This window comes from Parabacteroides sp. KHUB-02, assembly GCF_056640955.1.
Map to the genome: position 1 here is coordinate 997,064 of NZ_JBWQEV010000001.1, position 24,514 is coordinate 1,021,577.

Annotated in this window: 17 protein-coding genes and 1 pseudogene; 9 read left to right on the forward strand and 9 right to left on the reverse strand. The window is 46.4% G+C overall.

Annotation, left to right across the window (positions count from 1 at the left end; translation table 11 throughout):
* Window positions 1-28: 28 nt before the first annotated feature.
* The 6 genes and pseudogenes from ACYIA1_RS04345 to trpB form a co-directional block, all read right to left on the reverse strand.
* Window positions 29-679, reverse strand: a pseudogene (locus ACYIA1_RS04345) (phosphoribosylanthranilate isomerase); the annotation flags it as partial.
* Window positions 676-1,470 (reverse strand): indole-3-glycerol phosphate synthase TrpC, encoded by a 795-nt coding sequence (gene trpC / locus ACYIA1_RS04350; RefSeq protein WP_048928683.1) that lies wholly within the window; start codon window positions 1,468-1,470, stop codon window positions 676-678. The gene trpC and the pseudogene ACYIA1_RS04345, both read right to left, overlap by 4 nt.
* A gap of 13 nt (window positions 1,471-1,483) precedes the next feature.
* Complete coding sequence (gene trpD, locus ACYIA1_RS04355) at window positions 1,484-2,482, reverse strand: anthranilate phosphoribosyltransferase (RefSeq protein WP_022192169.1); 999 nt, start codon at window positions 2,480-2,482, stop codon at window positions 1,484-1,486.
* A 169-nt stretch (window positions 2,483-2,651) separates the two neighbouring features.
* Window positions 2,652-3,218 carry an anthranilate synthase component II gene (locus tag ACYIA1_RS04360; protein WP_008772464.1) on the reverse strand — a complete coding sequence of 189 codons (567 nt, stop codon included), beginning with the start codon at window positions 3,216-3,218 and terminating at the stop codon, window positions 2,652-2,654.
* 122 nt (window positions 3,219-3,340) lie between these two features.
* Window positions 3,341-4,744, reverse strand: a complete 1,404-nt coding sequence (locus ACYIA1_RS04365) for an anthranilate synthase component I family protein (protein WP_122369295.1) — start codon at window positions 4,742-4,744, stop codon at window positions 3,341-3,343.
* Between the two features lie 10 nt (window positions 4,745-4,754).
* On the reverse strand, window positions 4,755-5,948 hold the full coding sequence (gene trpB, locus ACYIA1_RS04370) for a tryptophan synthase subunit beta (protein WP_122369237.1): 1,194 nt from the start codon (window positions 5,946-5,948) through the stop codon (window positions 4,755-4,757).
* Between the two features lie 451 nt (window positions 5,949-6,399).
* Here trpB and ACYIA1_RS04375 point away from each other — a divergent pair, with 451 nt between their 5' ends.
* Entirely contained in the window at window positions 6,400-7,833 is a 1,434-nt protein-coding gene (locus ACYIA1_RS04375; protein ID WP_005863095.1) for an aspartate ammonia-lyase, read from the forward strand.
* Window positions 7,834-7,951: 118 nt separating this feature from the next.
* Window positions 7,952-8,887 (forward strand): sugar phosphate isomerase/epimerase family protein, encoded by a 936-nt coding sequence (locus tag ACYIA1_RS04380; protein ID WP_008779676.1) that lies wholly within the window; start codon window positions 7,952-7,954, stop codon window positions 8,885-8,887.
* A gap of 50 nt (window positions 8,888-8,937) precedes the next feature.
* Here the strand turns inward: ACYIA1_RS04380 and ACYIA1_RS04385 are convergent, their stop codons facing one another.
* The 3 genes from ACYIA1_RS04385 to ACYIA1_RS04395 form a co-directional block, all read right to left on the reverse strand.
* Window positions 8,938-9,510, reverse strand: a complete 573-nt coding sequence (locus tag ACYIA1_RS04385; protein WP_480334504.1) for an RNA polymerase sigma-70 factor — start codon at window positions 9,508-9,510, stop codon at window positions 8,938-8,940.
* A 66-nt stretch (window positions 9,511-9,576) separates the two neighbouring features.
* Window positions 9,577-10,323, reverse strand: coding sequence for a 2,3-diphosphoglycerate-dependent phosphoglycerate mutase (gene gpmA, locus ACYIA1_RS04390; protein WP_048928687.1), 747 nt, complete (start codon window positions 10,321-10,323; stop codon window positions 9,577-9,579).
* Window positions 10,324-10,337: 14 nt separating this feature from the next.
* The gene (locus tag ACYIA1_RS04395; protein ID WP_008779678.1) at window positions 10,338-10,706 is read right to left on the reverse strand and encodes a DUF488 domain-containing protein; all 369 of its coding nucleotides are present in this window, start codon (window positions 10,704-10,706) and stop codon (window positions 10,338-10,340) included.
* 160 nt (window positions 10,707-10,866) lie between these two features.
* On the opposite strand from ACYIA1_RS04395, the gene ACYIA1_RS04400 reads away from it, so the two are divergent.
* From ACYIA1_RS04400 to ACYIA1_RS04430, 7 genes are all read left to right on the forward strand, one after another.
* Entirely contained in the window at window positions 10,867-11,886 is a 1,020-nt protein-coding gene (locus tag ACYIA1_RS04400) for a FecR family protein (RefSeq protein WP_005863089.1), read from the forward strand.
* 165 nt (window positions 11,887-12,051) lie between these two features.
* Window positions 12,052-15,234: a SusC/RagA family TonB-linked outer membrane protein gene (locus ACYIA1_RS04405; RefSeq protein ID WP_480334507.1), complete on the forward strand. Its 3,183-nt coding sequence runs from the start codon at window positions 12,052-12,054 to the stop codon at window positions 15,232-15,234.
* 29 nt (window positions 15,235-15,263) lie between these two features.
* The gene (locus ACYIA1_RS04410) at window positions 15,264-16,925 is read left to right on the forward strand and encodes a SusD/RagB family nutrient-binding outer membrane lipoprotein (RefSeq protein WP_480334509.1); all 1,662 of its coding nucleotides are present in this window, start codon (window positions 15,264-15,266) and stop codon (window positions 16,923-16,925) included.
* Between the two features lie 172 nt (window positions 16,926-17,097).
* Window positions 17,098-20,403: a SusC/RagA family TonB-linked outer membrane protein gene (locus ACYIA1_RS04415; RefSeq protein WP_272060122.1), complete on the forward strand. Its 3,306-nt coding sequence runs from the start codon at window positions 17,098-17,100 to the stop codon at window positions 20,401-20,403.
* A gap of 4 nt (window positions 20,404-20,407) precedes the next feature.
* Window positions 20,408-22,003 carry a SusD/RagB family nutrient-binding outer membrane lipoprotein gene (locus ACYIA1_RS04420; protein WP_480334511.1) on the forward strand — a complete coding sequence of 532 codons (1,596 nt, stop codon included), beginning with the start codon at window positions 20,408-20,410 and terminating at the stop codon, window positions 22,001-22,003.
* An 89-nt stretch (window positions 22,004-22,092) separates the two neighbouring features.
* Window positions 22,093-22,494: a nickel-responsive transcriptional regulator NikR gene (gene nikR, locus ACYIA1_RS04425; protein WP_005857797.1), complete on the forward strand. Its 402-nt coding sequence runs from the start codon at window positions 22,093-22,095 to the stop codon at window positions 22,492-22,494.
* Between the two features lie 92 nt (window positions 22,495-22,586).
* On the forward strand, window positions 22,587-24,470 hold the full coding sequence (locus tag ACYIA1_RS04430; protein WP_480334513.1) for a TonB-dependent receptor plug domain-containing protein: 1,884 nt from the start codon (window positions 22,587-22,589) through the stop codon (window positions 24,468-24,470).
* Window positions 24,471-24,514 lie beyond the last annotated feature (44 nt).

Genomic DNA, 24,514 nt, shown 5'->3' on the forward strand with positions numbered 1-24,514 from the left:
CTGTTAGATGTAAAATTTGTTGGATGAAATTCTTTAGTTTGTCGATGTCTTTCAATCCCGGCTCAATCTCGAAGCCACTGTTGAGGTCGATACCTGCGAAACGGGGATGCCGGAAGTTCCGGATCGCCTCTGCGTTTTCCGGACGGATGCCTCCGCTGAGCAAGAAGGGAGTCTCTCCTTTATACTCGGTTAGGATGGACCAATCGAAACGTTTGCCTGAGCCTCCATAGCCCTCGCATCTCGTATCGAAAAGGAAATAATCCACCCGGCCCTCATACTCCTTGGTCTTCTTGAAATCCTCTTTGGAGGCGATCGGGAAGGTTTTGATTAAGGAGTATCCTCTTTTCTGTAGGGTGTGGCAATCTTCCGGCGATTCGTTACCGTGAAGTTGGAGATAGTCTAGCTTGTAGGCGGAGGCTGTCTCCATCATGGACTCGATGGTAGCGTTGACGAAAACGCCCACTTTTTTAGTTGATAGTTGACAGTTGACAGTTGACAGTTGCGACAAGCGGTATTTAACTGTCAATTGTCCACTGTCCACTGTCCACTGCTTCGTCGGGCTTTGCCCGATGAAGCGCGGGGAGCGTTCGTAGAAGATGAGGCCGATCCAGTTGACGGCTAGGGCGGAGACTTCTTGGATGTTCCGGGAGTCTCGCATTCCGCATACTTTGATGATCATGCCAGTCCTCCTATAAAATCGGCTAGGGTATCGCCCGGCCTCTCGGTTTTCATGAAGGTCTCTCCGATCAGGAATCCACGGAAACCGGCCTCACGCAATTGGCGTACGGTATCGGTCTCGGATATTCCGCTCTCGGACACTAAAAGAGGGGAGAAGCCTCGCATCTTATCGACCAACTTGAATGAGTTGTTTACATCCGTATGGAAGGTGCCGAGATTACGGTTGTTCACGCCGAGCATATCGATATCCGCATTCATGTATTTGAGCTCGTCCTCGCTATGGACTTCCAGCAAGACTTCCAATTGCAGGCTATGGGCGGTCTCGGCGAGTATCCGGCATTCTTCTTCCGTAAGGGCGGCGGCGATCAACAAGACAGCGTCGGCGCCCATCACCCGGGCTTGGAAGAGTTGGTAGGTATCGATGATGAAGTCCTTGCGAAGTAATGGGAGATCCACCAGCTTGCGGGCCTTTTGCAAGTCGCCCAAGGAACCTCCGAAGAAATCCCCGTCCGTAAGGATCGAGCAGGTGGAGGCTCCTCCGGCCTCGTAAGCGGGCACCACGTCGGCGATATTCGCACCCGGATGCAGCCAGCCCTTGGAGGGGCTTTTACGCTTGAACTCGGCGATAATACCGGAGGGGGATGATTCCAGCGCCGCACGCATGGAACGTGTGTCACGCTCCATACGGTCGCTACCTAAAGCCAATAAGGTCTGTAAGCTTACGGCCTGTTTCTGCCGGGCTACCTCGATGCGCTTATTGGCGATAATATCTTGTAAGATGTCCTTTTTCATAGGATATGTTTCTTTATCTTTGGTTCAAAGATATAAATTTACGGAATGTAGCCAATGCTTTTCCGCTTTCCAATGATTCACGTGCCTCGGCGATACACGTCTCGATCTTCTTCTCTGGACAGATCACTTGGATGGCGAAGGCGGAGTTGGCGATCACGCAGCTCTTTTGGGCCTCGGTAGCCCTGTTCCCTAATACGGCGTCGAAGATACGGGCCGCTTCCTCCGGGGTCTCTCCGCCATCGAGGTCCGCTTCCGTGCAACGTTTGAATCCGAGCATCTCCGGGGTATAAAGCTTCTCTTTCTCCGGCATGGCTACCTTGAAATCGGCCGTGAGGGAGATCTCGTCGTAACCGTCCAAGCTATGTACCACGGCGAAACGGGTACCACTCTCTTGATACGTATAATTATATAGGCGGAGTAGCGGGAGGTTATATACGCCTAACAATTGGTAAGTAGGCATGACCGGGTTGACCAGCGGGCCGAGCATATTGAAGAAGCTGCGCACGCCGAGGCTCTTCCGTACCGGAGCTACCGCTTTCAGCGCCGGGTTGAACAAGGGGGCGTGGAGGTAGGCGATATGGCAGGTATCCATGGAGGTACGTAGCTTATCGATATCGTTCGTGAATTTTACGCCGTGTTGCTCCATCACGTTGCTGGCACCGCTCACCGAGGTAGCCCCGTAGTTACCGTGCTTTACGACATGGTAACCGGCACCGGCCACTACGAAACAGGAACAGGTACTGATGTTGAACGTGTTTTTCCCGTCGCCTCCGGTACCTACGATATCGATCGGCTTGTATTCGCTTAAATCTACCGGTACACGCATCTCCAGCAAAGCTTCCCGGAATCCGGTCAATTCCTCTACGGAGATACTGCGCATCAGGAATACGGTGATCAGACTGGCGATCTGGGAATCGTTGTAGCGTCCCTCCGCTATATTCTGGAGGATATTCCGGGCTTCTTCCCGACCTAGATATTGGTGCTCGAATAATCTGTATAATATTTGCTTCATGTCTGTAATGTGTTGAATGATAAAATATTGCAGTTTTGCGATATTTCTTTATCGAAAAACTTTTGTTTCTCTAGGGGAAAACTCTTGTTTCTTGCTTGAGAAACATTAGTTTCACCATAGAGAAACTGATGTTTCGTTAGGAAGAAACTATAAGTGCCTTAGGAGGTAATTAGCGTTTCAGCCAGTTCTCTATAATTGTCTTCCCTTTGGGTGTCAACACGGATTCCGGATGGAATTGGATACCTCGTACATCGTACTCACGATGGCGCAAGCCCATGATCTGTCCTTCTTCCGTATCGACCGCCGTGATTTCCAGACAATCCGGGAAGTTTTCCTTGGAGACCGCCCAAGAATGATAACGCCCAACACGTATACCCGGTTCCAGTCCCTCGAAGATAGGATCTTTAGCGACAATCCGTATATCGGAGCAAACGCCGTGATGCACGTCGGTAAGGTTTATCAATGTGGCGCCGAATGCCTCGCCGATGGCCTGCTCGCCTAGGCAGACACCTAGGATGCTCTTTGTCGGGGCGTACCGGCGGATCAAGGGGAGGAGGATGCCGGCTTCCTCGGGGATGCCCGGTCCCGGGGATAGTAAGATCTTATCGAAACGCTCTATCTCTTCCAAGGAGATCTTGTCGTTGCGGTGTACCTCTACATCCGCACCCAGTTCCTTCAATATATGTAGCAAATTGTAGGTGAAGGAATCGTAATTATCAAATAATAATATCTTCATTTTATATATATTGTTGTTGTTGTAGAGACGGGGCGTGCCCCGTCTCATCCTTTCAAAATGGTAACTTAAAATACTATCAGACTGTGGGAGACGGGGCACGCCCCGTCTCTACAACCGGATAATCAATTGATTAATTTCTCCGCTAGATCTATCGCCTTCTTCAAGGCTCCCAGCTTATTGTTTACCTCTTGTAATTCACGCTCATCGTTGCTCTTAGCCACGATCCCGGCTCCCGCCTGATAGTAAAGTACGTTGCCACGGCTGACGAAGGTACGGATCGTGATCGCTTGGTTCAAATCACCGTCCAGACCGATAAAGCCGATACAGCCGCCGTAAGCGCCCCGGTTATGATGCTCGATGTCGGTGATCAATTGCATGGCCCGTACTTTGGGGGCTCCGCTCAACGTGCCGGCGGGGAAGGTATCGACGTAGGTCTTTACCGGGTCGCTATCGGTGTTGATCTCGCCGTTCACACGGGATACGAGGTGGATGACGTGGCTGTAGTATTGTACCTCCTTATAGAAATCCACTTGCACGTCGTGGGCGTTCCGGCTGAGGTCGTTGCGGGCGAGGTCTACCAGCATCACGTGCTCGGCGTTCTCCTTGGGATCGGCAAGCAGGGCCTCGGTACGCTGCTTGTCTACCTCGATATTACCGGTACGGAAAGCGGTCCCGGCGATCGGGTCGATGCTGGCGTGTCTGCCCGTTACCTTGCAATGCGTCTCGGGGGAAGAGCCGAAGATACGGAAACCTCCGAAATCGAAATAGAACAAATAAGGAGAGGGGTTGATGCTGCGAAGAGCCCGGTACACCTTGAAGTCGTCTCCCTTGAACGGTTGCTCGAAGCGACGGCTCAATACGATCTGGAAGACATCCCCCCTGAGGCAGTGCTTGATGCCTTGGCGGACCATCGCCTTGTATTCCTCGCCGGTGATCGGGGAGGTCTCGGGACCCGCTGTCTGGAAGTTATAGGAGGCGAAGTTACGGTTCTCGATCAATGTCTCGATTTCTTCCAGCCGGCTAGCCTCGTCCTCTTGGAGCATCTCCACTAGGGTCAACTCGTTCTTGAAATGATTGAAGACAAGGATATACTTATATAATATGTATAGCATATCGGGGGCGTCGTTCTCCTCGTGATGAACTTCCATGACCGGGATGTTCTCGAAATAACGGACGGCATCGAAAGCCGTGTAGCCGAATAATCCGCAGACCTTCTTGTCCGCTCCCTCCACCTTGAAGCGGCCGAGGAAAGCGTTCATCGCCTCGGGTACGTTATAGTCTTCGGTGAGCGGGGTAACCTCACGGGTCTCGTCCGGGAAGGTAGCCGTGCATTCTCCGTTGTTGATACCGATGCTCGCCAAGGGGCGGAGCGCTATAAAGGAAAGGCTATTCTCGTTTCCGTGGAAGTCCGAGCTTTCCAACAGGGCCGATTCCGGGTAGATATCCCGCACCTTCAGATAGATGCTTACGGGCGTATGAAGGTCGCCCATCACCTTCTTGCTTATTGTCCTAAAGGTATAATCCATCATATAATTTTCAATTTTCAATTCTCAATTTATAATTAATGTAAGTGTCCATATCTTTATCGCCACGGCCCGAGACAGTCAGTACCACCACGTCTTCCGGCTTGAAGTTTACCTTGGCCAAGGCTCCCAAGGCATGGGCGCTTTCCAAGGCCGGGATGATTCCTTCCAAACGGGTCAACTCGAAAGCAGCCTCCAACGCCTCGTCATCATCGACCGCTAGGATTTGCGCACGGTGCTCTACGGAGAGGTTCGCGTGGATCGGGCCGATGCCCGGGTAATCCAAGCCGGCGGAAACAGAATAAGGTTCCTCGATCTGTCCGTCCTCGTTCTGCATGACCAAGGTACGTGCCCCGTGGATGATGCCCTCTTTACCCAATTGGATCGTGGCGGCGCTCATGCCGGAGTGGATGCCCTTGCCGCCGGCCTCGGCCAAGACGATCTTCACCCGCTCGTCGTCCACGAAATGATAGATCGTACCGGCGGCGTTACTTCCCCCGCCTACGCAGGCGATCAGGTAATCCGGGTGATCCCTTCCTTCCTTCTCCAGCAGTTGCTTCTTGATCTCCTCGCTGATAACGGATTGCAGCCGGGCTACCATATCCGGATAAGGATGGGGTCCTACCGTAGAACCGATAATATAATACGTATCCGAAGGATGACAGCACCAGTCACGAATCGCCTCGTTTGTGGCGTCTTTCAAGGTCATGTTTCCCGAGGTCACGGGCACGACGGTAGCTCCCAGCATCTCCATCTTCTGTACGTTGGCATGTTGGCGTTCCACGTCTGTCTTCCCCATATAAACGATACATTCCATATTCATCAAGGCACATACCGTAGCCGTAGCCACTCCATGCTGTCCGGCACCCGTCTCGGCGATGATACGGGTCTTCCCCATGCGGCGGGCTAGGAGGATCTGGCCGATCGTATTGTTGATCTTATGTGCTCCGGTATGGTTCAAGTCTTCCCGTTTCAAATAGATCTTGCATCCGTACTTCTCGCTCAACCGTTTGGCCAAGTAAAGAGGGGAGGGGCGGCCTACATAATCACGCAATAACTGATCGAACTCTTCCTTGAAGCTATCGCTCTCCAACACTTGCAGATAGGTATTCTGTAAATTTTCCACGCATTGATGAAGGATCTCGGGAACATAAGCCCCGCCGAACTCACCATAGTAACCATTCTTGTCAACTTGATACGTTTTCATCTTTTATCTATTTTAGTTATTTTCCTTTTGAATTTGCCATAAAAAGAAAAGAGGCCTGCCGCAAGTGCGACAGACCTCTTTATATCTTTATGTAGTGTTTATATATACATACGAGTCTTCGTTCCTTACGACCTTTTGAGTTGTACGGAGCGCCACCACCAATATGTATTTACTACGAATGTTATCATGACTCTGTTTTGTTATTACGGCAGCAAATATATGGAATCTTTGACAAACAGCAAATAAAATCGTACTTTTTTTATGAATGAGATAAAAAAGATCAGAAGGTCTATTAAAACTGCTCTATTGACAAATTGTAATTCATTGAGCCTTGTGTAGACGTGTATTGACGTTTTTGGTATTTGTTTTTATTATTTCGAAGAATAATTTGCTTTCAAAATAATAGTTTCTACCTTTGCGGAAACAATAAAAAACGATTAATATTTCTAATATGGATACTAAATTAACTGGAAAAACTCGCATAGAGAGCGATTTGATCGGCGCTCGTGAAATCCCCGCCGAAGCATTATACGGAGTTCAAACCTTGAGAGGAATCGAGAATTTCTCAATCAGTAAATTCCGTTTGAGCGAATATCCTTTATTCATTAAAGGATTAGCTATAACAAAAATGGCGGCTGCCATGGCTAACTTTGAATTAGGCTTGCTTACCGTAGAGCAAAAAGACGCTATCATCGCCGCTTGTGGGGAGATTCTCGATGGTAAACATCACGACCAGTTCCCGGTGGATATGATCCAAGGCGGAGCGGGTACCACTACGAATATGAACGCGAATGAGGTGATCGCCAACCGTGCCTTGGAGCTGATGGGGCATGAGCGGGGTGAATACCAATACTGCTCACCGAACGACCATGTGAACTGCTCGCAATCCACGAACGACGCATATCCGACCGCTATCCATATCGGTATGTATTTTAAGCATCTTCAATTGCTTCCCCATTTGGAGGAATTGATCGCCTCTTTCCGTAAGAAAGGGGAGGAGTTCTCGCAAATTATCAAGATGGGACGTACGCAGTTGGAGGATGCCGTACCTATGACGTTGGGGCAGACCTTTAATGGCTTCGCCAGCATCTTGCAGGATGAGATCGCTCACTTGAATGAGGCCGCCGCCGATTTCTTGGTGGTTAATATGGGAGCTACCGCTATCGGTACGGGTATTTGTGCCGAGCCGGGATACGCGGAGAAATGTATCGCGGCTTTACGTGAGATAACCGGATGGGATATCCGTCTCTCCTCCGATTTGGTAGGAGCTACCTCGGATACTTCTTGCTTGGTAGGCTATGCTTCCGCCATGAAGCGGGTTTGCGTGAAGATGAATAAGATATGTAATGACCTTCGCTTGTTGGCAAGCGGCCCTCGTTGCGGTTTGGGTGAGTTTAACTTGCCTGCTATGCAGCCGGGTTCTTCTATCATGCCGGGTAAGGTGAATCCTGTGATCCCGGAGGTGATGAACCAGATCGCTTATAAGGTAATGGGTAATGAATTATGTGTGACCATGGCCGGGGAAGCCGCCCAGATGGAGCTGAACGCCATGGAGCCGGTGATGGCACAATGCTGCTTCGAGTCCGTGGATTTGCTGATCAATGGTTTCGATACCTTGCGTACCCGTTGCGTGGACGGTATTATCGCTAACGAGGATCGTTGCCGTGAGGAGGTACATCATAGCATCGGCGTGGTGACGGCCTTGAATCCGGTAATCGGCTATAAGAACTCGACCAAGATCGCGAAGGAGGCGTTGGAGACCGGTGTTAGCGTTTATCAATTGGTACTGGATCATGGTATCTTGACCAAGGAGGAATTGGATACGATCTTAAGCCCGGAGAATATGATCAAGCCGGTGAAGTTGGATATCAAGCCTCGCCGTTAATCGAGTCCTATTATATAATGTATACCATTTGTGGACCGTATAGGTGGATTTTTCCATCCTATGCGGTCTTTTTTTAGATTATAATCTCTATCTTTGGACTGACTTAATTCTAATAATCATGATAAATAGACGAGATTTTTTAAAGAATGCGTCCCTTTTCACCTTGGGTGGCCTGATGGCCGGAAAGGTCGGGAGCGCAGATGCGGCTAAACCTGTCACTTCTGAAACGATGGCCGCTAAGACAGTTGGTTTACAAATCTATTCTTTAGGCAAGGAACTTTATGCGGATGTACCCGGTGGATTGAAAAAGATCAAGCAAATGGGGTACACGAATCTGGAATTGGCCGGTTACAAGGAAGGCAAGATCGGCGGTGTAGACATGATGGAATTCAAGAAGATGGTGGATGATGCCGGATTGAAGATCACCAGTTCCCACGTGAATCCTCCGGTACGTGAGTACACGAAGGCCAATCGCTCCCAGATCTCCGAGTATTGGAAGAAGACGGCTGATGACCATGCCAAACTAGGCGTGAAGTACTTGATCCAGCCCGGGCAACCGAGTACCCGTAGCACCGAGGAAACCGCTTTCGTCTGCGAGATTTTTAACGAGGCGGGTAAGATCGTGAAAGCGGCCGGTATTCCTTTCGGCTATCACAACCATGAGATGGAGTTCGCCAAGGTAAATCCGGGTAGTACGGAGGCCAAGCTGGGAAGGCGTGTGAAAGGAGATTGCATCTATGAGTTGTTCTTGAAGAATACTGATCCTTCGCTTGTATTTTTCGAGATGGATGTTTATTGGGCCGTGATGGGACAACAAGATCCGATAGAGTGGTTGAAGAAATATCCGAACCGTATTAAGGTATTGCACATCAAGGACCGTGCTATTCTAGGCGAGTCCGGGATGATGAATTTCGAGAATATATTCCAGCAAGCTTACGCGAATGGAATCAAGGATTATTTCGTGGAGTTGGAGGGTATGCCTGACGGACGTTCCCAGTTTGAGGGCGTGAAAGGCTGCGTGGATTATTTATTGAAAGCACCGTTCGTGAAATAAGTCTTTTGACTCATTAAAAAAACGCTCATGGCGGTAGGATGCTTCCTCCGTTATGAGCGTGTTTGTTCGTAAAGCAGCCATACCAATAAAGGGATATAGTCCTTTAATTTCGTCCGTAATATCTTGAGCGCTTGAGAGATGCGGTATGCGATTGTTTTGGGGGATACGCCTGTCCGCTCGGCGATCTCGTTGTAGGTCATTTCCTCGAAACGGTTCATCTCGAATGCCTTACGGTATTCATCCGGGAGCTCCCGGATGGCCTTGGAGGCCAAGGCCATCAGTTCTCCTATATAAAAATCAGGATTCTCGAATTGCTCTTGGAACTTGGCGTACAATCTCTCGTGCACTTGTTGCTTAACCTGTATGTGGCTGATCGTATTGAGGCATTTATTGCGGACAATGGTGAAGAGGAGTGATTTCAGGGACATGTCCGCTACTAGGGATTTTCGGTTTTCCCACAGCCACATCATCACGTCTTGTACGATCTCCTCCGATTCTGGTACTGTTACATATTGGGAGGCGAAGGCGCACAATCCCCGGTAATATTGTTTGTACACGGTGTCGAACGCTTGTTCGTCTCCTACGATAAGTTCTAGTGAAATTCGTTCTGCGTTCTCGTCCACAATAGTGTTTAAGTTTGTTTGGTTGCAAACTTAATGAATAATTCCGGATAAGAGGCATGAATCCCGCTACTTTTTCTTTCCTTGGTTGGCTACGGCTTCCATGAGTTTCTTGATTTCCTCCGGGTCGCCAAGGAAATAATCATTCACGAGTTTCAAGTCATCATCGAACTCGAACACGTATGGAACGGCTGTCGGGAGATTCAGATGAACGATCTCTTCATCGGAGATGTTTTTTAAATATTTGATGATTCCCCGCAAGCTGTTTCCGTGAGCGGCGACAAGGATCTGGTCGGCGGTCCGGAGCGTCGGGAAGATAACCTCTTTCCAATAAGGGAGAATCCGCTCAACCGTATCTTTCAAGGATTCCGTACGGGGCAACTCTTTATCCGGCACGTCTTTGTAGCGGATATCGAAGCGAGGGTTACGAGGGTCGCCTTCCGATAGGGGAAGCGGGGCTATATCGTAACTGCGACGCCAGATCAAGACTTGCTCGTCTCCATACTTTTGGGCGGTCTCGCTCTTGTTCAACCCTTGTAGCGATCCGTAATGTTTCTCGTTCAGCCTCCAGCTCTTCTCCACCGGGATCCAGTCTTGGTCCATGCGATCCAATACACAATTCAAGGTTTTGACGGCCCGTTTTAAATAAGAGGTATAGGCTTTATTGAACACATATCCTTTTTCTTTCAATAGGTTGCCGGCCCTATAAGCTTCGGCCACGCCTTTTTCTGTCAAATCCACATCGGTCCAACCGGTGAACCGGTTCTCTTTATTCCATACACTTTCGCCGTGGCGAAGCAATACGATACTTTTCATAGGTCTTTTTATTTTTATGATTTGTTTTTCTCGAAATCCTCGATGGCTTCTTTTAATATAGGTAGATGACTATGTTGTACATCCTTCGCTGCCGTGAGGAAAGTGACAACCGGATGCTTCTCGATCTCTCGTAAGAAAGGAATGAAATCCGGGTTCTGCTTGATCTCCATCCCGTAGCGACCTTGGAATACTTCCCAATGCCTGTCTTTATCCTCGTGGAACCATTGGCGTAACTCCTTAGATGGAGTGATGTCTTTTCTCCATTCGTCAAACTTCGCATCCTCTTTCTTCAGTCCTCTGGGCCATAGCCTGTCGAGAAGAATGCGATAACCATCCGCCTCACTTGGCTCCTCATAAATCCGTTTTAAAAGAATCTTTACCATAAGAAGTCTCATTTTGTGGTAAAACAGTAGAAAGAGGGATATTGTTGAGCCTTTCTTTAGGAACGGTATTTTTGCCATTATTCAATTTTCTTGAAAAAAATCGTTTTTTTGTTTAGTACATCTTTTGTCTCAACTGTATTAATTATAGAAACAAGAAAAAATGGAAATAAACGAAGACATATTGATCCGATACATCGATGGGATGTTGACCGAGGAGGAAGCTGCGGAGGTGAAAAACTGGCGGGCCGCCTCTCTAGAAAACGAGAAACTGTTGGAGCAGGTCTATTTTACGACTCAAGTGGCAAGTCGCCTAAAAGTCATGCGGACCGTGAACCCGGACGAGGCGTTGTCTCGTTTTAAATCAAGAATCCATAAGAAAGAGAAAAGATTAGCTTTAAGACAAGTGTTAGGTGTTATTCAACGGGCTGCGGCCGTGTTATTCATTCCAGTCTTTCTTTTATCCGCTTATTTGTTCATACAGCAGGGTCAAGGGAACGTGCGTACGCTAGCCGTACGCACGAATCCTGGGGTGGTTTCGGCGTTCGATTTACCTGACGGTTCTAAGGTTTGGCTGAATGCCAATAGCGAATTGAGATATCCTTCGGACTTCAATGCGGATACCCGTACGGTGGAATTAACCGGACAAGGATATTTCGAGGTGACGAAGAATGCCCATAAGCCTTTTATTGTGAAAGCGGATAAAGATTACTCGGTAGAGGTGTTGGGAACTTCTTTCAATGTATCCGCTTACAAAGACGAGAGTATGATAGAGACCACCTTGGTAGAGGGATCGGTAAAGCTGAACGTCGTGTCCGGAGGAAAGCGAATGACACAGATGTTGAAGCCAAACGAGAAAGCCGAGTATCAAAAGGGCGCTGGCAAGATCAAGGTGTTCGGCGTGAATACCGAATATGACACGGCTTGGAAGAACGGGGAGATTATCTTCAGGAACCATCCGATGGATAAAGTATTGAAAACGCTGGAACGTCATTATCATGTAGTATTCGAGGTAAAAGATAACGAGATACTCAAGTCCATAATAACAGCCCGTTTCAAGGACGAGCAATTGCCTCAAGTATTGGAATACCTGAAATTGGCGTCGGGAATCCAGTATGCGATACATAAACCTACCGTTAAGGACAGTGGATCGGGAACCTCAGTCGTGGAAATATCAAAATGAGAAATAATGTGTAACCTTCTAAAATACGTCTGCCCATGAAGAAAGAATAAACAAGGATTAAAAACATACGGAAGAATATTGGCGTATTCTCCCGTACGAAAAGTCAAGAAGAGCTGTTGGCGCAGCTACAAATAACTTTATTATAAATAGTAACACTACAAAAATATGAATAAAATTGTAACCTTAAATGCTTTAAGGGGGAATAGTTATTCTCTTTTTCGAAAAATTCCGTTAATGATTAACATGGGGGTATGCGCATTCTGTTTGGTACCGGCCATGGTTTTCGCAGAGAACACGCATGAAGTCACAGTCTTAAACGCTCAACAACAGACACGAAAAGCAGTCGGTGTCGTTACGGACAAAACGGGCGAGGCTATTATCGGTGCTAACGTAATTGTCAAAGGAACTACCAACGGTACCATCACGGATATGGATGGCCGTTTCGAGTTGGATGTTCCTATCAATGCGACTTTACAAGTTTCCTATATCGGTTTTAATACGCAAGAGATCGTCTTTACCGGACAACCTTCTATCGAGGTTCAATTGGTCGATGATACGCAAGCCTTGGATGAAGTCGTGGTAACCGCTTTGGGTATCAAGCGTGAGAAAAAGGCTTTGGGATATTCTATGTCTGAATTGAAAGGTGAGTCCCTGACGCAAACCCGTGATGCTAACGTGGCCAACGCTTTGGCTGGTAAGGTAGCAGGTTTGCAGATCAAGCAAAATGGTACCGGTGTCGGTGGTTCCTCTCGTATCGTGATTCGTGGTAATAACTCTATTACTGGTAATAACCAGCCGTTGATCGTTGTGGACGGTGTACCTATCGATAACTTTAGCGGTGGTACGGATGACTATTGGGGTAACGGTAACGTGGATAAAGGTTCCGGTATCTCTGATATCTCCCCGGATGATATCGAGAGTATGTCCGTATTGAAAGGCCCGGCAGCCGCGGCGTTGTATGGTAGCCGTGCAGGTAACGGTGTCGTGATGATCACGACTAAGAAAGGTAGCCAGAATAAAGGTTGGGGCGTAAGTATCAACTCGAATTTCACGGCTGAGAACCCGATGCAAACCCCGAAGTTCCAAGATGTATACGGACAAGGTATCGACGGCGCTTTCGATAATAATAAAGCGACGAGCTGGGGTGCCGCTATGGACGGTTCTTCTAAGGATATGGCGATGGGTTCTTACCAGTATGCGGCGAGAGACAATGATTTATATAAGGATTTCTTGCGCACTGGTACCACTTGGACAAACAGCGTGGATTTGAGCAAGAGTTCCGAGGATATCACTTTCCGTGCCGGCGTGACACGCTTGGATAATAAGGGTGTTGTTCCGAATAGCGGAATGGATCGTACGTCTATCAACTTGCGTTCTACGGCTAAACTGTCTAAATGGTTATCGGCCGACGTGAAGGTTAATTATGTAAGCCAGCATACGAACAACCGTGTGAAATTAGCGGGCGACCCGGATAATATCTTCCTTAACTATTTAAGTATGCCCCGAAGTGTGGGCTTCTCTGACTATGACGCCTATAAAGATAATGATTGGAAACGTGCGGACGGAAAGCCCGCTGGTTATCTGATCGACACGGGAGCCAACGCCAATAACCCGTATTGGTCCGCTTACCGCAATACGAACAAGGATAAGAAAGACCGCTTTATCGGATTTGCGGCCTTGGATTTCACGTTTACGGATTGGTTGAGCTTGAAGCTTCGCTCTGGTATGGATAATTACACCATCCAGTATGAGACAATCCGTGCGACAGGTAACCCGTATTGGGAGAACAACGGTAGCATGACTGCCAATATGGAGAAATTCACCGAGATCAACTCCGATTTCTTATTGACTGCTAAAGGCAACTGGGATCGATTCGGTATCGTAGGTACGGTAGGTGGTAATATGATGTACCGTAATTCTACATGGTACAAGGAATCATCCGGTGAGTTTGTGATTCCCGATTTCCATGCGATCGCCAACGGTAAGACACATGGTGGTGAGTATACTCGCAACCGTAAACAAATCAACTCGCTATATGCTACGGCATCATTGTCTTGGGACGACTATTTGTATTTGGACTTAACCGCTCGTAACGACTGGTCGTCAACACTTCCGAAAGATAATGACTCTTATTTCTACCCGTCGGTAGGTGCCAGCTGGATTTTCACCCAGATGTTAAATAAGATGGGGCATAACACGGGTATTCTTTCTTTCGGTAAGATCCGTGCGTCTTGGGCTCAGGTAGGTAATGATACGGACGCTTATATGTTGCGTGATTACTATAAGATCGATTACGATATCAAGGGTGGTATCTTCAGTGCGAATAATGAGGACTGGATGGCCAATCCGAACTTGAAGAACGAGACGATCAATTCATGGGAGTTAGGTCTTGAGTTAAAGGCTTTTGATAACCGGGTTGGTGTTGATGTCGCTTACTATAAGAAGAATGCAAAGGACCAGATCATAAAGATCGATGTTCCGTCTGCGACCGGTTTTAAGAAGAAGATGATCAATGCCGGTAATATTGAGAATAAGGGTGTCGAGATTGCTGTGAATGCCACTCCGGTGATTACGGAAAGCGGATTCCAGTGGGATACTCAATTGAACTGGTCAAAGAATAATAATAAGGTGGTTTCATTGACGGATGATACGAAAGAGCAAATCCTAAGTGATGGTTCGGTTACTTTCTTGAAGATCGTGGCTCATGAAGGAGGCGCTTACGGCGATATCTATGGATATGCTTATCAACGTGACGATAAAGGTAATGTGATCATTGGTGAGGATGGCGTGCCTTTGCGTACGAGTGACATGGAACTGTTGGGCAATAACCAGCCGAAATGGATGATGGGTTGGAGCAATACCTTGTCTTATAAGAATTTCGTATTGAATTTTATGTTTGATATGCGTTACGGTGGCGATGTTTACATGGGCTCTATCCGTGCGGGCGCTTCATCCGGTAATTTGGAGATGACGTTGGATGGTCGTGACGGTATGGTAGTTCCGGGTGTATTGGCAGACGGTACCCCGAATACAAAGAGTATAACCTCTCAGGCTTATTGGAACGGTCTTTCAAGTAATAACGTGACAGAAGCTTATATGTACGACGCTACAAATATTCGTTTACGTGAATTGAGTTTAGGCTACAATTTCCCGAGAACCATGTTGGCTAAGACTCCATTTACCGCCGCCCGTTTGAGTTTCGTGGCTCGTAACTTATTCATGATCTATAGTAAGACTAAGGGCTTTGATCCGGAAGCAGCTTATACATCCGGTAACGCCCAAGGTATTGAGTACGGTTCTATGCCGACAATGAGAAGCTTAGGTTTCAACATTAATCTGGCTTTTTAAGGAAACATAAATCTAAAAATGGAATTATTATGAAGAGTATAAAGATATTGACAGCTTGTTCGTTAATGATGCTAGGTGTGACTAGTTGCGACCTGACGGGTATAAATGAGAACCCGGATAAACCAACGGACGACGTGAACTATAATATGAACGAACCCCGTTTGGCCTCTACATTGCGTGGTGGCGTGATCATCGAAGGTAACGTGGAACAACGTTTGAAGCCGTTACAGCTTGATTTTTATTCGCAAATGACAGTGGATGGTGGTTCATGGAGTACTAAGAATTATATCCAGAACGATGAGTGGAATAATCTTACTTGGGAGGAATATTTGAAACAGATCGCTTCCCTCAATATCGTGATTCGTAGCTTGACGGAGAAGGATAAGGATGTTTATGCCAATACGATCGCTTTCGCTAAGATCTGGCGTGTGTATGTACATACCTTGGCCGCCGATAAATTCGGTCCGATGCCTTTCCCCGCTTATGAGACCGTTGAGGCGAATCCTCCTTATAAATCGGTAAAGGATATTTATGATGAGTATTTCACTGAACTTGCTGCCGCTTTGGATGGCTTTAGTGATAGTGCGCAGCCTATTTTCTCGGATGCGGGTATCGACTTGGTTTACAAGAATGATGTGTCTAAATGGAAACGTTTCGCTAATTCCTTGCGTCTTCGCTTGGCTGTCCGTCTGACAGAGGTGGATCGGGCGAAATGTATCGCAGAGGCGAATGCGGCTATTTCTTCTCCGGCAGGTTTGATCTCTGATAAGGCTGATAACGCTTATATGCCACCGAAGGCCGATGGCTCTTGGGGACAGGATTACAATTACACCATGTTCCAGATTACATGGAGCGGTCCGATCTGTATGTCTAAATCCGTTGAGAAATTGGTAAATAATATCGGTGGTGTCGCTTGGCCGCAAGGTGTGGTAAACCAGACATCCGGTGTACCGGTTTCTAACGTGCATCCTGAGAAAGTGGACCCTCGTGCCCCGAAGGTTTTCCAGCCGGGTATCGAGAATGGAGATTGGAAAGGTTTGGTATACGGGCCTAAGGCGGAGGAAGCCAATACGGGAATTTATCAATCTAAACAATGCGCCGAGCTGGGCTTTATTATCAAGGACGGTGCTCCGTATAAATCTCGTCCGTATGATTTATTCCTTTCCGAGGAGGTTCATTTCTTGAAGGCCGAGTTGTATGCACGTGGCTTTATAGCTGGTGACGCGAAGTCGGAGTATGAGGCTGGTGTTCGTGCTTCTTTCAATACTTGGGGAGTCGCTTCCGAGGCGGATGCTTATTTAGCTTCCACAGAAAAGAACGATGCGGGTACAAGCGCAAAATACGATGATCAGCAAGGTGCCGGGAATACGGCTCTGGAAAAAATCATTACCCAGAAATATATCGCCGGTATACCTGATTTGGCACAAGAGGCTTGGAGCGATAAGCGTCGTTTGAACCTACCGCGTATGGATGTGGCTGTTTATCGTGACCAGGCTGTTTACAACAACAACGATACGGATGTCTTGAATCCCGGTAACTTTATCAAACGAATGAAATATCCTACAAAGGAAAGTTTGATCAATTCCGCTGAGTATGAGAAGGGAAAGTCTATGCTCGGAGGTAAGGGTGATATCGTGGCTACTCCGTTATGGTGGGATAAGAATTCCAACTATTGCACATCTTCAAAATAAATAAACAGACAGATTGATTATATTGAGCTTTAACAGAAGCTGATGGTTATTCTCGTTTGGAGATACTTATCTGTGAAGAACAGTACTCCAAGCGAGAATTTTTTGTTATAATTGAATAGTATTAGATAATAATTCTTACATTTACCCATGATAAATTGTGCGTGTGTAAATTATGAGATTATATATTTATATCTTCATTCTACTATTATTATGTATATTCCCGCTGGGCGCCCAACAGGAACGTTCGGAATCCTATATTCGTATCTCTCCCCCGGTTAGCTTGGCTGGCGCTCTGGATGAGATTGAGAGTCAAACCAATTATTCTTTTATTTATGACGCTCAGGTGATCAATTTATCTGAGAAAGTGCGTAAATCTTTATCCGGACGTACGGTTTTCGAGATTTTAAATTTATTATTTAAGAACACGGAGATCGTCTATACGGTCATGAATGACCAGATCATCTTGAATAAGAAAGAGGCGATAATCCAAATGCAACAAAAGCTGGATGGTAAGGTAAAAGGCATCGTGACCGATCACAAAGGAGAGCCTATTGCCTGCGTGAATGTGGTGGAAAAAGGAACGAGAAACGGTACGATTACGGATATGGATGGCAGCTTTGTATTGGAGCTTCCCGAGGAGGCTACTTTGGTTTTTTCTTATATCGGTTATCGTTCACGGGAAATTGAGTATGAGGGGCAATTGTCATTGAATGTGCAGTTGGAGGATGATGCCCAGATTTTGGACGAGGTAGTTGTTACGGCTCTTGGTATCGAGAAGAAAGAATCTTCCTTGCCTTATGCCACCCAGTTAATCACAGGTGGGGAATTGGTAAGGGCCAAGGATTTTAATTTTATGAGTACGCTTTCCGGAAAGATGGCTGGACTCCAGATTAACCGGACTTCCGCCGGTCTGGGTAGCTCGTCCCGGGTGATTATTCGAGGTAGTCGTTCCGCATCCGGAAATAACCAGCCTTTGTATGTGATAGACGGTGTCCCGATCTTGAGCATTAGCAGTGAGCAAGCCTTGACAACGATTGGTGGTACGGCCGATGCCGGTAACCGGGATGCGGGCGATGGTATCTCTAATCTAAATCCTGATGATATAGAGAGTTTGAGTGTCTTGAAAGGGGCTTCGGCCTCTGCGTTGTATGGGGGACAAGCGGCGAACGGTGTGATCTTGATCAAAACGAAAAAAGGTAAGGCCGGGGTACGGAATATTCATTTCTCCTCGTCGCTGACTGTTGATCAAGCGATCAGTCTCCCCAAGTTTCAGAATGAGTTCGGACGGATGGAAGGGGCGGAAACTTGTTGGGGAGACCGGGCTTCTCTTCCGGTCTATGACCCTGTCGGCGATTTCTTCCGGACGGGTATTACCGCTATTAACTCATTGATATTTACGGCAGGGAATAGCCATGTGCAAAATTATTTTTCGTATGCCAATACGACCGCACGGGGCATCGTTCCTAAGAATAATTTAAGCAAGCATAATTTTAATCTCCGTGAAAGTTCTTCTTTCTTTGATGATCGTTTGATCTTGGAGGGGCAGGTAAACTTGATACTCCAAACAATCAAAGGAAAACCTACGGCCGGGGGATTTTATATGAACCCGTTACAAGGTTTATACACGTTTCCTAGAGGGATGGATATGACACCTTATAAGGAGAACTTTGAGGTATATAACGAGAAACGGAATATGAACGTCCAGAACTGGTATACTACGATTACTGATTTTGAGCAAAATCCTTATTGGTTGGTCAACCGTACGGAAAACGAGGACAAACGTGCCCGTGTGTTGGCGTTGGCTTCCGCTAGTTTCAAGGTGACAGATTGGCTTACATTACAGGGCCGTGGAAATATCGATTATGTGAATGATAAGTATCAGCAGGAAATATACGCTTCTACCTCTCCGGGTATCGCCGGTGAGAACGGGCGTTACATTTATTACACCTACCAGACTACGTTGCTCTATGGGGATTTGATGGCCAAATTGAATAAAAGCTGGGATGATTTCTCCTTGAACGCCGCTATCGGTACGAGCATAACGGACACACGCACCAGTGCGTTGAGGCTGGATTCGAAAACGGCTTCCTTGTATTATCCGAATGTCTTTACGATCGCTAATATTAACATGTCGTCCAGTGCCTACATCGAGGAGTCGGATGACGCACGCCGGCAAATGCAATCCTTTTTTGCTATGGCGCAGTTGGGATATAAGGAAAGCCTTTACTTAGATGTGACCGCACGTAATGACTGGTCATCTACCCTTGCGTTTACGGAACGTAAATCAAGAGGTTTTTTCTATCCTTCAGTCGGTCTTTCTTGGATTATCCCTAAATCCTTTTCGATGCCTTCCTTGATATCTTTTGGGAAAGTACGGGCTTCTTGGAGTAAGGTGGGTAATGATATACCCTTATTCGTTAGCAATACGGTAGGCCATATCGCTGCGGGCGGGATTCCCCAGCCGAATGATACGGCTCCGTTCGGTACCTTGAAGCCGGAGATGAGCAGTTCTTTTGAGATAGGTACCGAATGGAAATTCTTTGATTATCGTATGGACGTGGATCTTACGTTCTATAAGACCAATACGAAAAATCAACTCTTCTCTTTACCTTCTTCCGCTGGAGCCGCATACAAGTATTATTTTGTGAATGCGGGAAATATACAGAATATGGGAGTGGAATTGACGTTCGGTGCGGTTCCTATCTTAACGAATCAGTTTAAATGGAATACGACACTCAACTTTTCCCGGAATAAAAATGAAGTAAAGAAACTACATGATGATTTGGCTAGCTTTATTCAAGGAGATGAAGGATTCTCCTCTAGCTATACGATGCGTTTGGTGGAAGGTGGCTCGTTTGGTGATATCTATGGGAAAGCTTTTGAGCGGGATAAATATGGTGCGATCGTGTATGGTCGGGACGGCTTGCCCCAAGAGATCGGCAGCGGGAATACGGCTAAGGTGGGGAATTGCAATCCGGCGTTCTTATTGGGTTGGGGAAATAGTTTCACGTATAAGGATTTCTCGTTCTATTTCTTGATTGACGGGCATTTTGGGGGAGATGTGCTGGCCCAGACTCAGGCTGTGCTTGACCAAACGGGAGTGAGTAAAGTTTCCGGAGAGGCCCGTACGATGGGGTATGTGGATTTGGAAGGACATCATATTTATGACATAAAAGGATTTTATGAGCAGGTGGGAGGACGAAACGGTGTGACTGAATATTATATGTACGATGCTACCAATATCCGTTTGCGGGAGTTATCTTTAGGATATACGCTACCGAAGAGATTGCTGGGAAGGAAACAATTTGTTAAAAAGGCGGAACTGTCTTTTGTCGCCCGGAATCTATTCTTTATTTATAAAAAGGCTCCATTTGATCCGGATGCCGTGCTTTCGGCGAGCAATAGCAATCAAGGGATCGATATATTCGGGATACCGACTACGAGAAGTGTCGGCTTTAATGTGAAACTTTCATTCTAAGCGTATGAAGACGAGATTTCTGAATAAGATGGCAGGTCTGTTGGCCGTATTACTCTTTTTTTCCTGTACGGGTAAATTCGAGGAGTATAATACCGATAATACGGGTTTTACCGATGAGCAGAAAACGTATGATTATAATACGTTCGGTGTCTGGCTAAAGGTAGTCCAGATGGGGATTTATTTTAATTATGATTGGGGGAGTGGCAAGAACTGGCATTTCCAGACGATGCAAAATCTGAATGCGGATATGTTTTCCGGTTATATGCATGATTTTAAACCCTTCAACGCAGGATTGGGGAATACGGTCTATAATTTGCAGGATGGCTGGAATGGTACGATGTGGGATAATACGTATGGATATATCATGACGGAGATAAAGCAGACGGAAGATCATTCCCGTGATAAATATCCGGCTTTCTATGCGATCGCTAAAATACTGAAAGTAGAGATCATGCATCGGATCTCGGATTATTATGGCCCGATTGTGTATACAAAGTTTGGGGAGTCGGATGCCGGGGTAATGCCGGATTCCCAGAAAGACGCTTATTATGCTTTTTTCCAAGATTTGGGGGAGGCTATTCACCTGCTGTCTGAATATGATGGAGAAGAAACCTTTTCTCGTTTCGATATGATTATGCCGGAGAATTACAGGACGTTTGGGGAATGGATGCGTTTCGCCAACTCATTACGTTTGCGCTTGGCGATTCGTATCGCTATGGCTGACCCTGATAAGGCAAGGGATGAGGCGCATAAGTCGCTGACACATCCAGCCGGTTTGCTGGAGGAGGCTTATGAGGTCGTCGCGGTTTCTACCGCCGGAACCGGCTACTCGAATCCGCTGGGGGAGATCAATAAGGCGTGGGGAGAGGTTTTTATGAACGCTAATATGGAATCGATCCTTAAAGGATATAAAGACCCTCGATTATCCCGTTATTTTGAGCCTGCTACCGGACAGGGATATTCCGGGGAGTACCGGGGAATCCGGCAAGGGACAGGATTTAATCATTCCCGCTATAGTGAGCATTCGAGAAGCACGATTACCCAGAAAACGGACGCTATCTTAATGACGCCTGCGGAAGTTTGGTTCTTACGTGCGGAGGCAGCCTTGCGGGGCTGGTCCGGGGAGGACGCCGGGACTTGCTATGAGCAAGGCGTACGATCATCGTTCAATCAATGGAGGGTAGGAGAGGCGAACGCTTATTTACAAAGTGATCATGTAGCCGCCGATTTCGTGGATACGTTTACTCCCGACTATTCGGCGAAGGCGCTTTGCTTGGTGTCTCCGGCATGGGATGAAGAAGCCTCTAGGGAGACCAAACTGGAGAAGATCATTACCCAAAAATGGATCGCTTGTTACCCCGAGGGCTGTGAGGCTTGGGCGGAGCAGAGGCGTACCGGTTATCCTCGTTTGTTCCCGGTTTTGGTGAATAAAAGCAATGGAAAGATCGATACGCGAACGATGATTCGTCGTTTGAATTTCCCGGTTAGCATTATTTCCGGTAACCCGGCTCAATATTCCGCCTTGTGTGAGTATCTGGGAGGTCCGGATACCGGAGGTACCCGCTTATGGTGGGATACCGGAATGAATTTTCGTGATTAGCGACTAATTTTTCCTCTTCCTGCCGATAGAATACCGAGATTCTTGAAAAAACACTACCTTTGGCACCGAAAATTATAAAAAAAGGGTTTATGTCTTTAAAACGTTTTGGTGTCTCTTTGGAAGACAATCTGTTGGAATCATTGGATCAATATGTGAATGAGAATGGCTTCGCCAATCGTTCACAGGCGATTCGTTTTCTGATAGAGAAGAATGTAGCCGAACGTAAATGGCAATGCAACCATATCGTAGCCGGGACGATCGTGATCATGTATGACCAAGTCAAGAAAGAGATCTCATTGAAAATCACGGGTATCCAACAAAATTATAAGGATGTGATCTTGTCGTCTTCCCAGTATTATATCAATCAGAATTTTTGCTTGCATATAGTGACGGTGATGGGAACGGCTCACCGCTTGACAGAATTGTCGGATAAGTTGACGACAATCAAAGGCATTAAGCATGGTAAGTTGGTGATGAGCCGGGCGGATTAATGCTTTTTTTTGCAGGCTTGGTAACACGTTTTCTAGTGAACGTGCCACTACGGGATGTTTAAAATGATAAATATTATAGATGTAAGTAGTATATGAGAAAAGAACTTTTACTAGTTTCCGGACTGTTGATAGGCTCCATGGCGTTTGCGATAGATCCGGCAGAGATTGACAGTCTGATCAATTTGAAAGGGGTGGTGGTTTCCGCCAACAAGATCCATGTGAACCGGAACAGTGTGCCGTTATCTATCTCGGTCATCGAACGGGAAGAGATTGAGGCTAGCAGTGAATCGGCGTTGCTTCCTGTATTATCGGAGTATGTGCCGGGATTATTTGTGACACAAAAAGGAATCACAGGATTTGGTGTTTCGGAAGGAGCGGCTGGAACCGTAAATATTCGTGGCGTAGGGAGTGGAAATAAGGTTTTGATGTTGTTTGATGGACAACCGCAATGGGCAGGTGTGTTCGGACATGCATTACCTGATACATATGTTGCTTCGGATGTTGAGCGGGTAGAAGTTATCCGTGGACCGGGTTCTTTATTATATGGCTCAAACGCTATGGGAGGAGTTGTTAATATTATCACTCGTCATCATAAACAAGAAGGAAGGCGTACGCAGGCCCGTGTGATGTATGGTTCCTATAACACACAAAAATATATGGTGAATAATGGTTTTAACGTTGGGAAGTTCAGTAGTTTTGTCTCAATTAACCATGATCGTACTGACGGACATCGTCCGAATTCGGATTTTAATATTACTAATGGTTTTGCTAATTTGGGATATACATTCAATGAACATTATAAGATAACAGGAGATGTTAGCTTAGCTAAATCTAAATTTCAAAATCCAGGGAAGACCTCGGCTCCTGTATTAGATAATAAGATGGATATCCTGCGTGGTACGGCATCTATGGCTTTGGTAAATAATTATGGGAAAATGAGCGGGGCTTTACGTTTGTTTTATAATTGGGGAAATCATAAGATTAATGATGGCTACGATCCGGGAGAGAAACCATTGACTTATTTATTCCGATCTGATGACCACAACGTCGGTGTCTTATTATATGAGTCTTTTCGTTTGTTTAAAGGGAATAACTTTACCGTAGGTATTGATTATAAAAACTGGGGTGGACATGCTTGGAATGATAATAACGATGGCTCTGAAAAAGAATTGGTTGACAAAACTGTGAATGAAACGGCTGGATATGTCATTATGCAACAGGATTTGTTTGATATGTTAAGTTTGAATGCCGGCGTTCGTTATGAGCACAGCAGTACTTATGGTGGAGAATGGGTCCCTCAAGGGGGAGTGACTGTTCGTCCTTTTGAGGGAAATATGATTCGGGCTTCTGTTTCTAAAGGTTTTCGTAGCCCCAATATTCGTGAAATGTATATGTGGGGAGCTGCAAATCCAGATTTGAAACCGGAGAGTATGTTGAATTATGAGGTGGCTGTCGGACAATCTTTTTTGGGTGGTGATTTATATGCTGAGTTAACCGCATTTTTTATTGATGGGAAAGATATGATTTATTCGGTGAGCGTAAATGGGGATAATAGGCCTCCTTTCAAGAATCTAAATACGGGTACCTTTACAAATAAAGGTATTGAGTTTGAAACTCGTTATCAAATTTGTGAGAATTTAAGTATGAACTTAAATTACAGTTATCTGCATATGAGTAAGCCTATTCCTGGTGCCCCCGGTCAAAAATTTTATGTAGGGGCTGTTTATAAACCGGGACGTTTTACTTTAAATGTAAATGTACAATCTATCTTTGATCTATATACCAATGAAGGTTGTACAGAGAAGGAAGATTTTACAACCTTGAATGCGAAGGCAGCCTACCGTTTCGGTACACGTGATAAAGGCTTGAATCTATTTGTCAAAGGAGAGAATTTAACGGCTACCCGTTATTCCATCAACGAAGGATTCCCGATGCCGAAGGCGATATTTATGGGAGGTATAGACGTAACTTTCTAGCATGGGTGGAAAAAGAACTTCCCCGAATACTCATATCTCCTTGA

What these genes read in the sequence shown, in the direction of transcription:
- gpmA (WP_048928687.1), bottom strand. Translation starts at nt 10,323, where the DNA reads ATGAAAAGTATCGTATTGCTTCGCCACGGCGAAAGTGTATGGAATAAA.
- ACYIA1_RS04375 (WP_005863095.1), top strand. Translation starts at nt 6,400, where the DNA reads ATGGATACTAAATTAACTGGAAAAACTCGCATAGAGAGCGATTTGATC.
- trpB (WP_122369237.1), bottom strand. Translation starts at nt 5,948, where the DNA reads ATGAAAACGTATCAAGTTGACAAGAATGGTTACTATGGTGAGTTCGGC.
- ACYIA1_RS04405 (WP_480334507.1), top strand. Translation starts at nt 12,052, where the DNA reads ATGAATAAAATTGTAACCTTAAATGCTTTAAGGGGGAATAGTTATTCT.
- ACYIA1_RS04400 (WP_005863089.1), top strand. Translation starts at nt 10,867, where the DNA reads ATGGAAATAAACGAAGACATATTGATCCGATACATCGATGGGATGTTG.
- ACYIA1_RS04380 (WP_008779676.1), top strand. Translation starts at nt 7,952, where the DNA reads ATGATAAATAGACGAGATTTTTTAAAGAATGCGTCCCTTTTCACCTTG.
- ACYIA1_RS04430 (WP_480334513.1), top strand. Translation starts at nt 22,587, where the DNA reads ATGAGAAAAGAACTTTTACTAGTTTCCGGACTGTTGATAGGCTCCATG.
- ACYIA1_RS04415 (WP_272060122.1), top strand. Translation starts at nt 17,098, where the DNA reads ATGAGATTATATATTTATATCTTCATTCTACTATTATTATGTATATTC.
- ACYIA1_RS04420 (WP_480334511.1), top strand. Translation starts at nt 20,408, where the DNA reads ATGAAGACGAGATTTCTGAATAAGATGGCAGGTCTGTTGGCCGTATTA.
- ACYIA1_RS04395 (WP_008779678.1), bottom strand. Translation starts at nt 10,706, where the DNA reads ATGGTAAAGATTCTTTTAAAACGGATTTATGAGGAGCCAAGTGAGGCG.
- trpC (WP_048928683.1), bottom strand. Translation starts at nt 1,470, where the DNA reads ATGAAAAAGGACATCTTACAAGATATTATCGCCAATAAGCGCATCGAG.
- ACYIA1_RS04410 (WP_480334509.1), top strand. Translation starts at nt 15,264, where the DNA reads ATGAAGAGTATAAAGATATTGACAGCTTGTTCGTTAATGATGCTAGGT.
- trpD (WP_022192169.1), bottom strand. Translation starts at nt 2,482, where the DNA reads ATGAAGCAAATATTATACAGATTATTCGAGCACCAATATCTAGGTCGG.
- ACYIA1_RS04365 (WP_122369295.1), bottom strand. Translation starts at nt 4,744, where the DNA reads ATGGATTATACCTTTAGGACAATAAGCAAGAAGGTGATGGGCGACCTT.
- nikR (WP_005857797.1), top strand. Translation starts at nt 22,093, where the DNA reads ATGTCTTTAAAACGTTTTGGTGTCTCTTTGGAAGACAATCTGTTGGAA.
- ACYIA1_RS04360 (WP_008772464.1), bottom strand. Translation starts at nt 3,218, where the DNA reads ATGAAGATATTATTATTTGATAATTACGATTCCTTCACCTACAATTTG.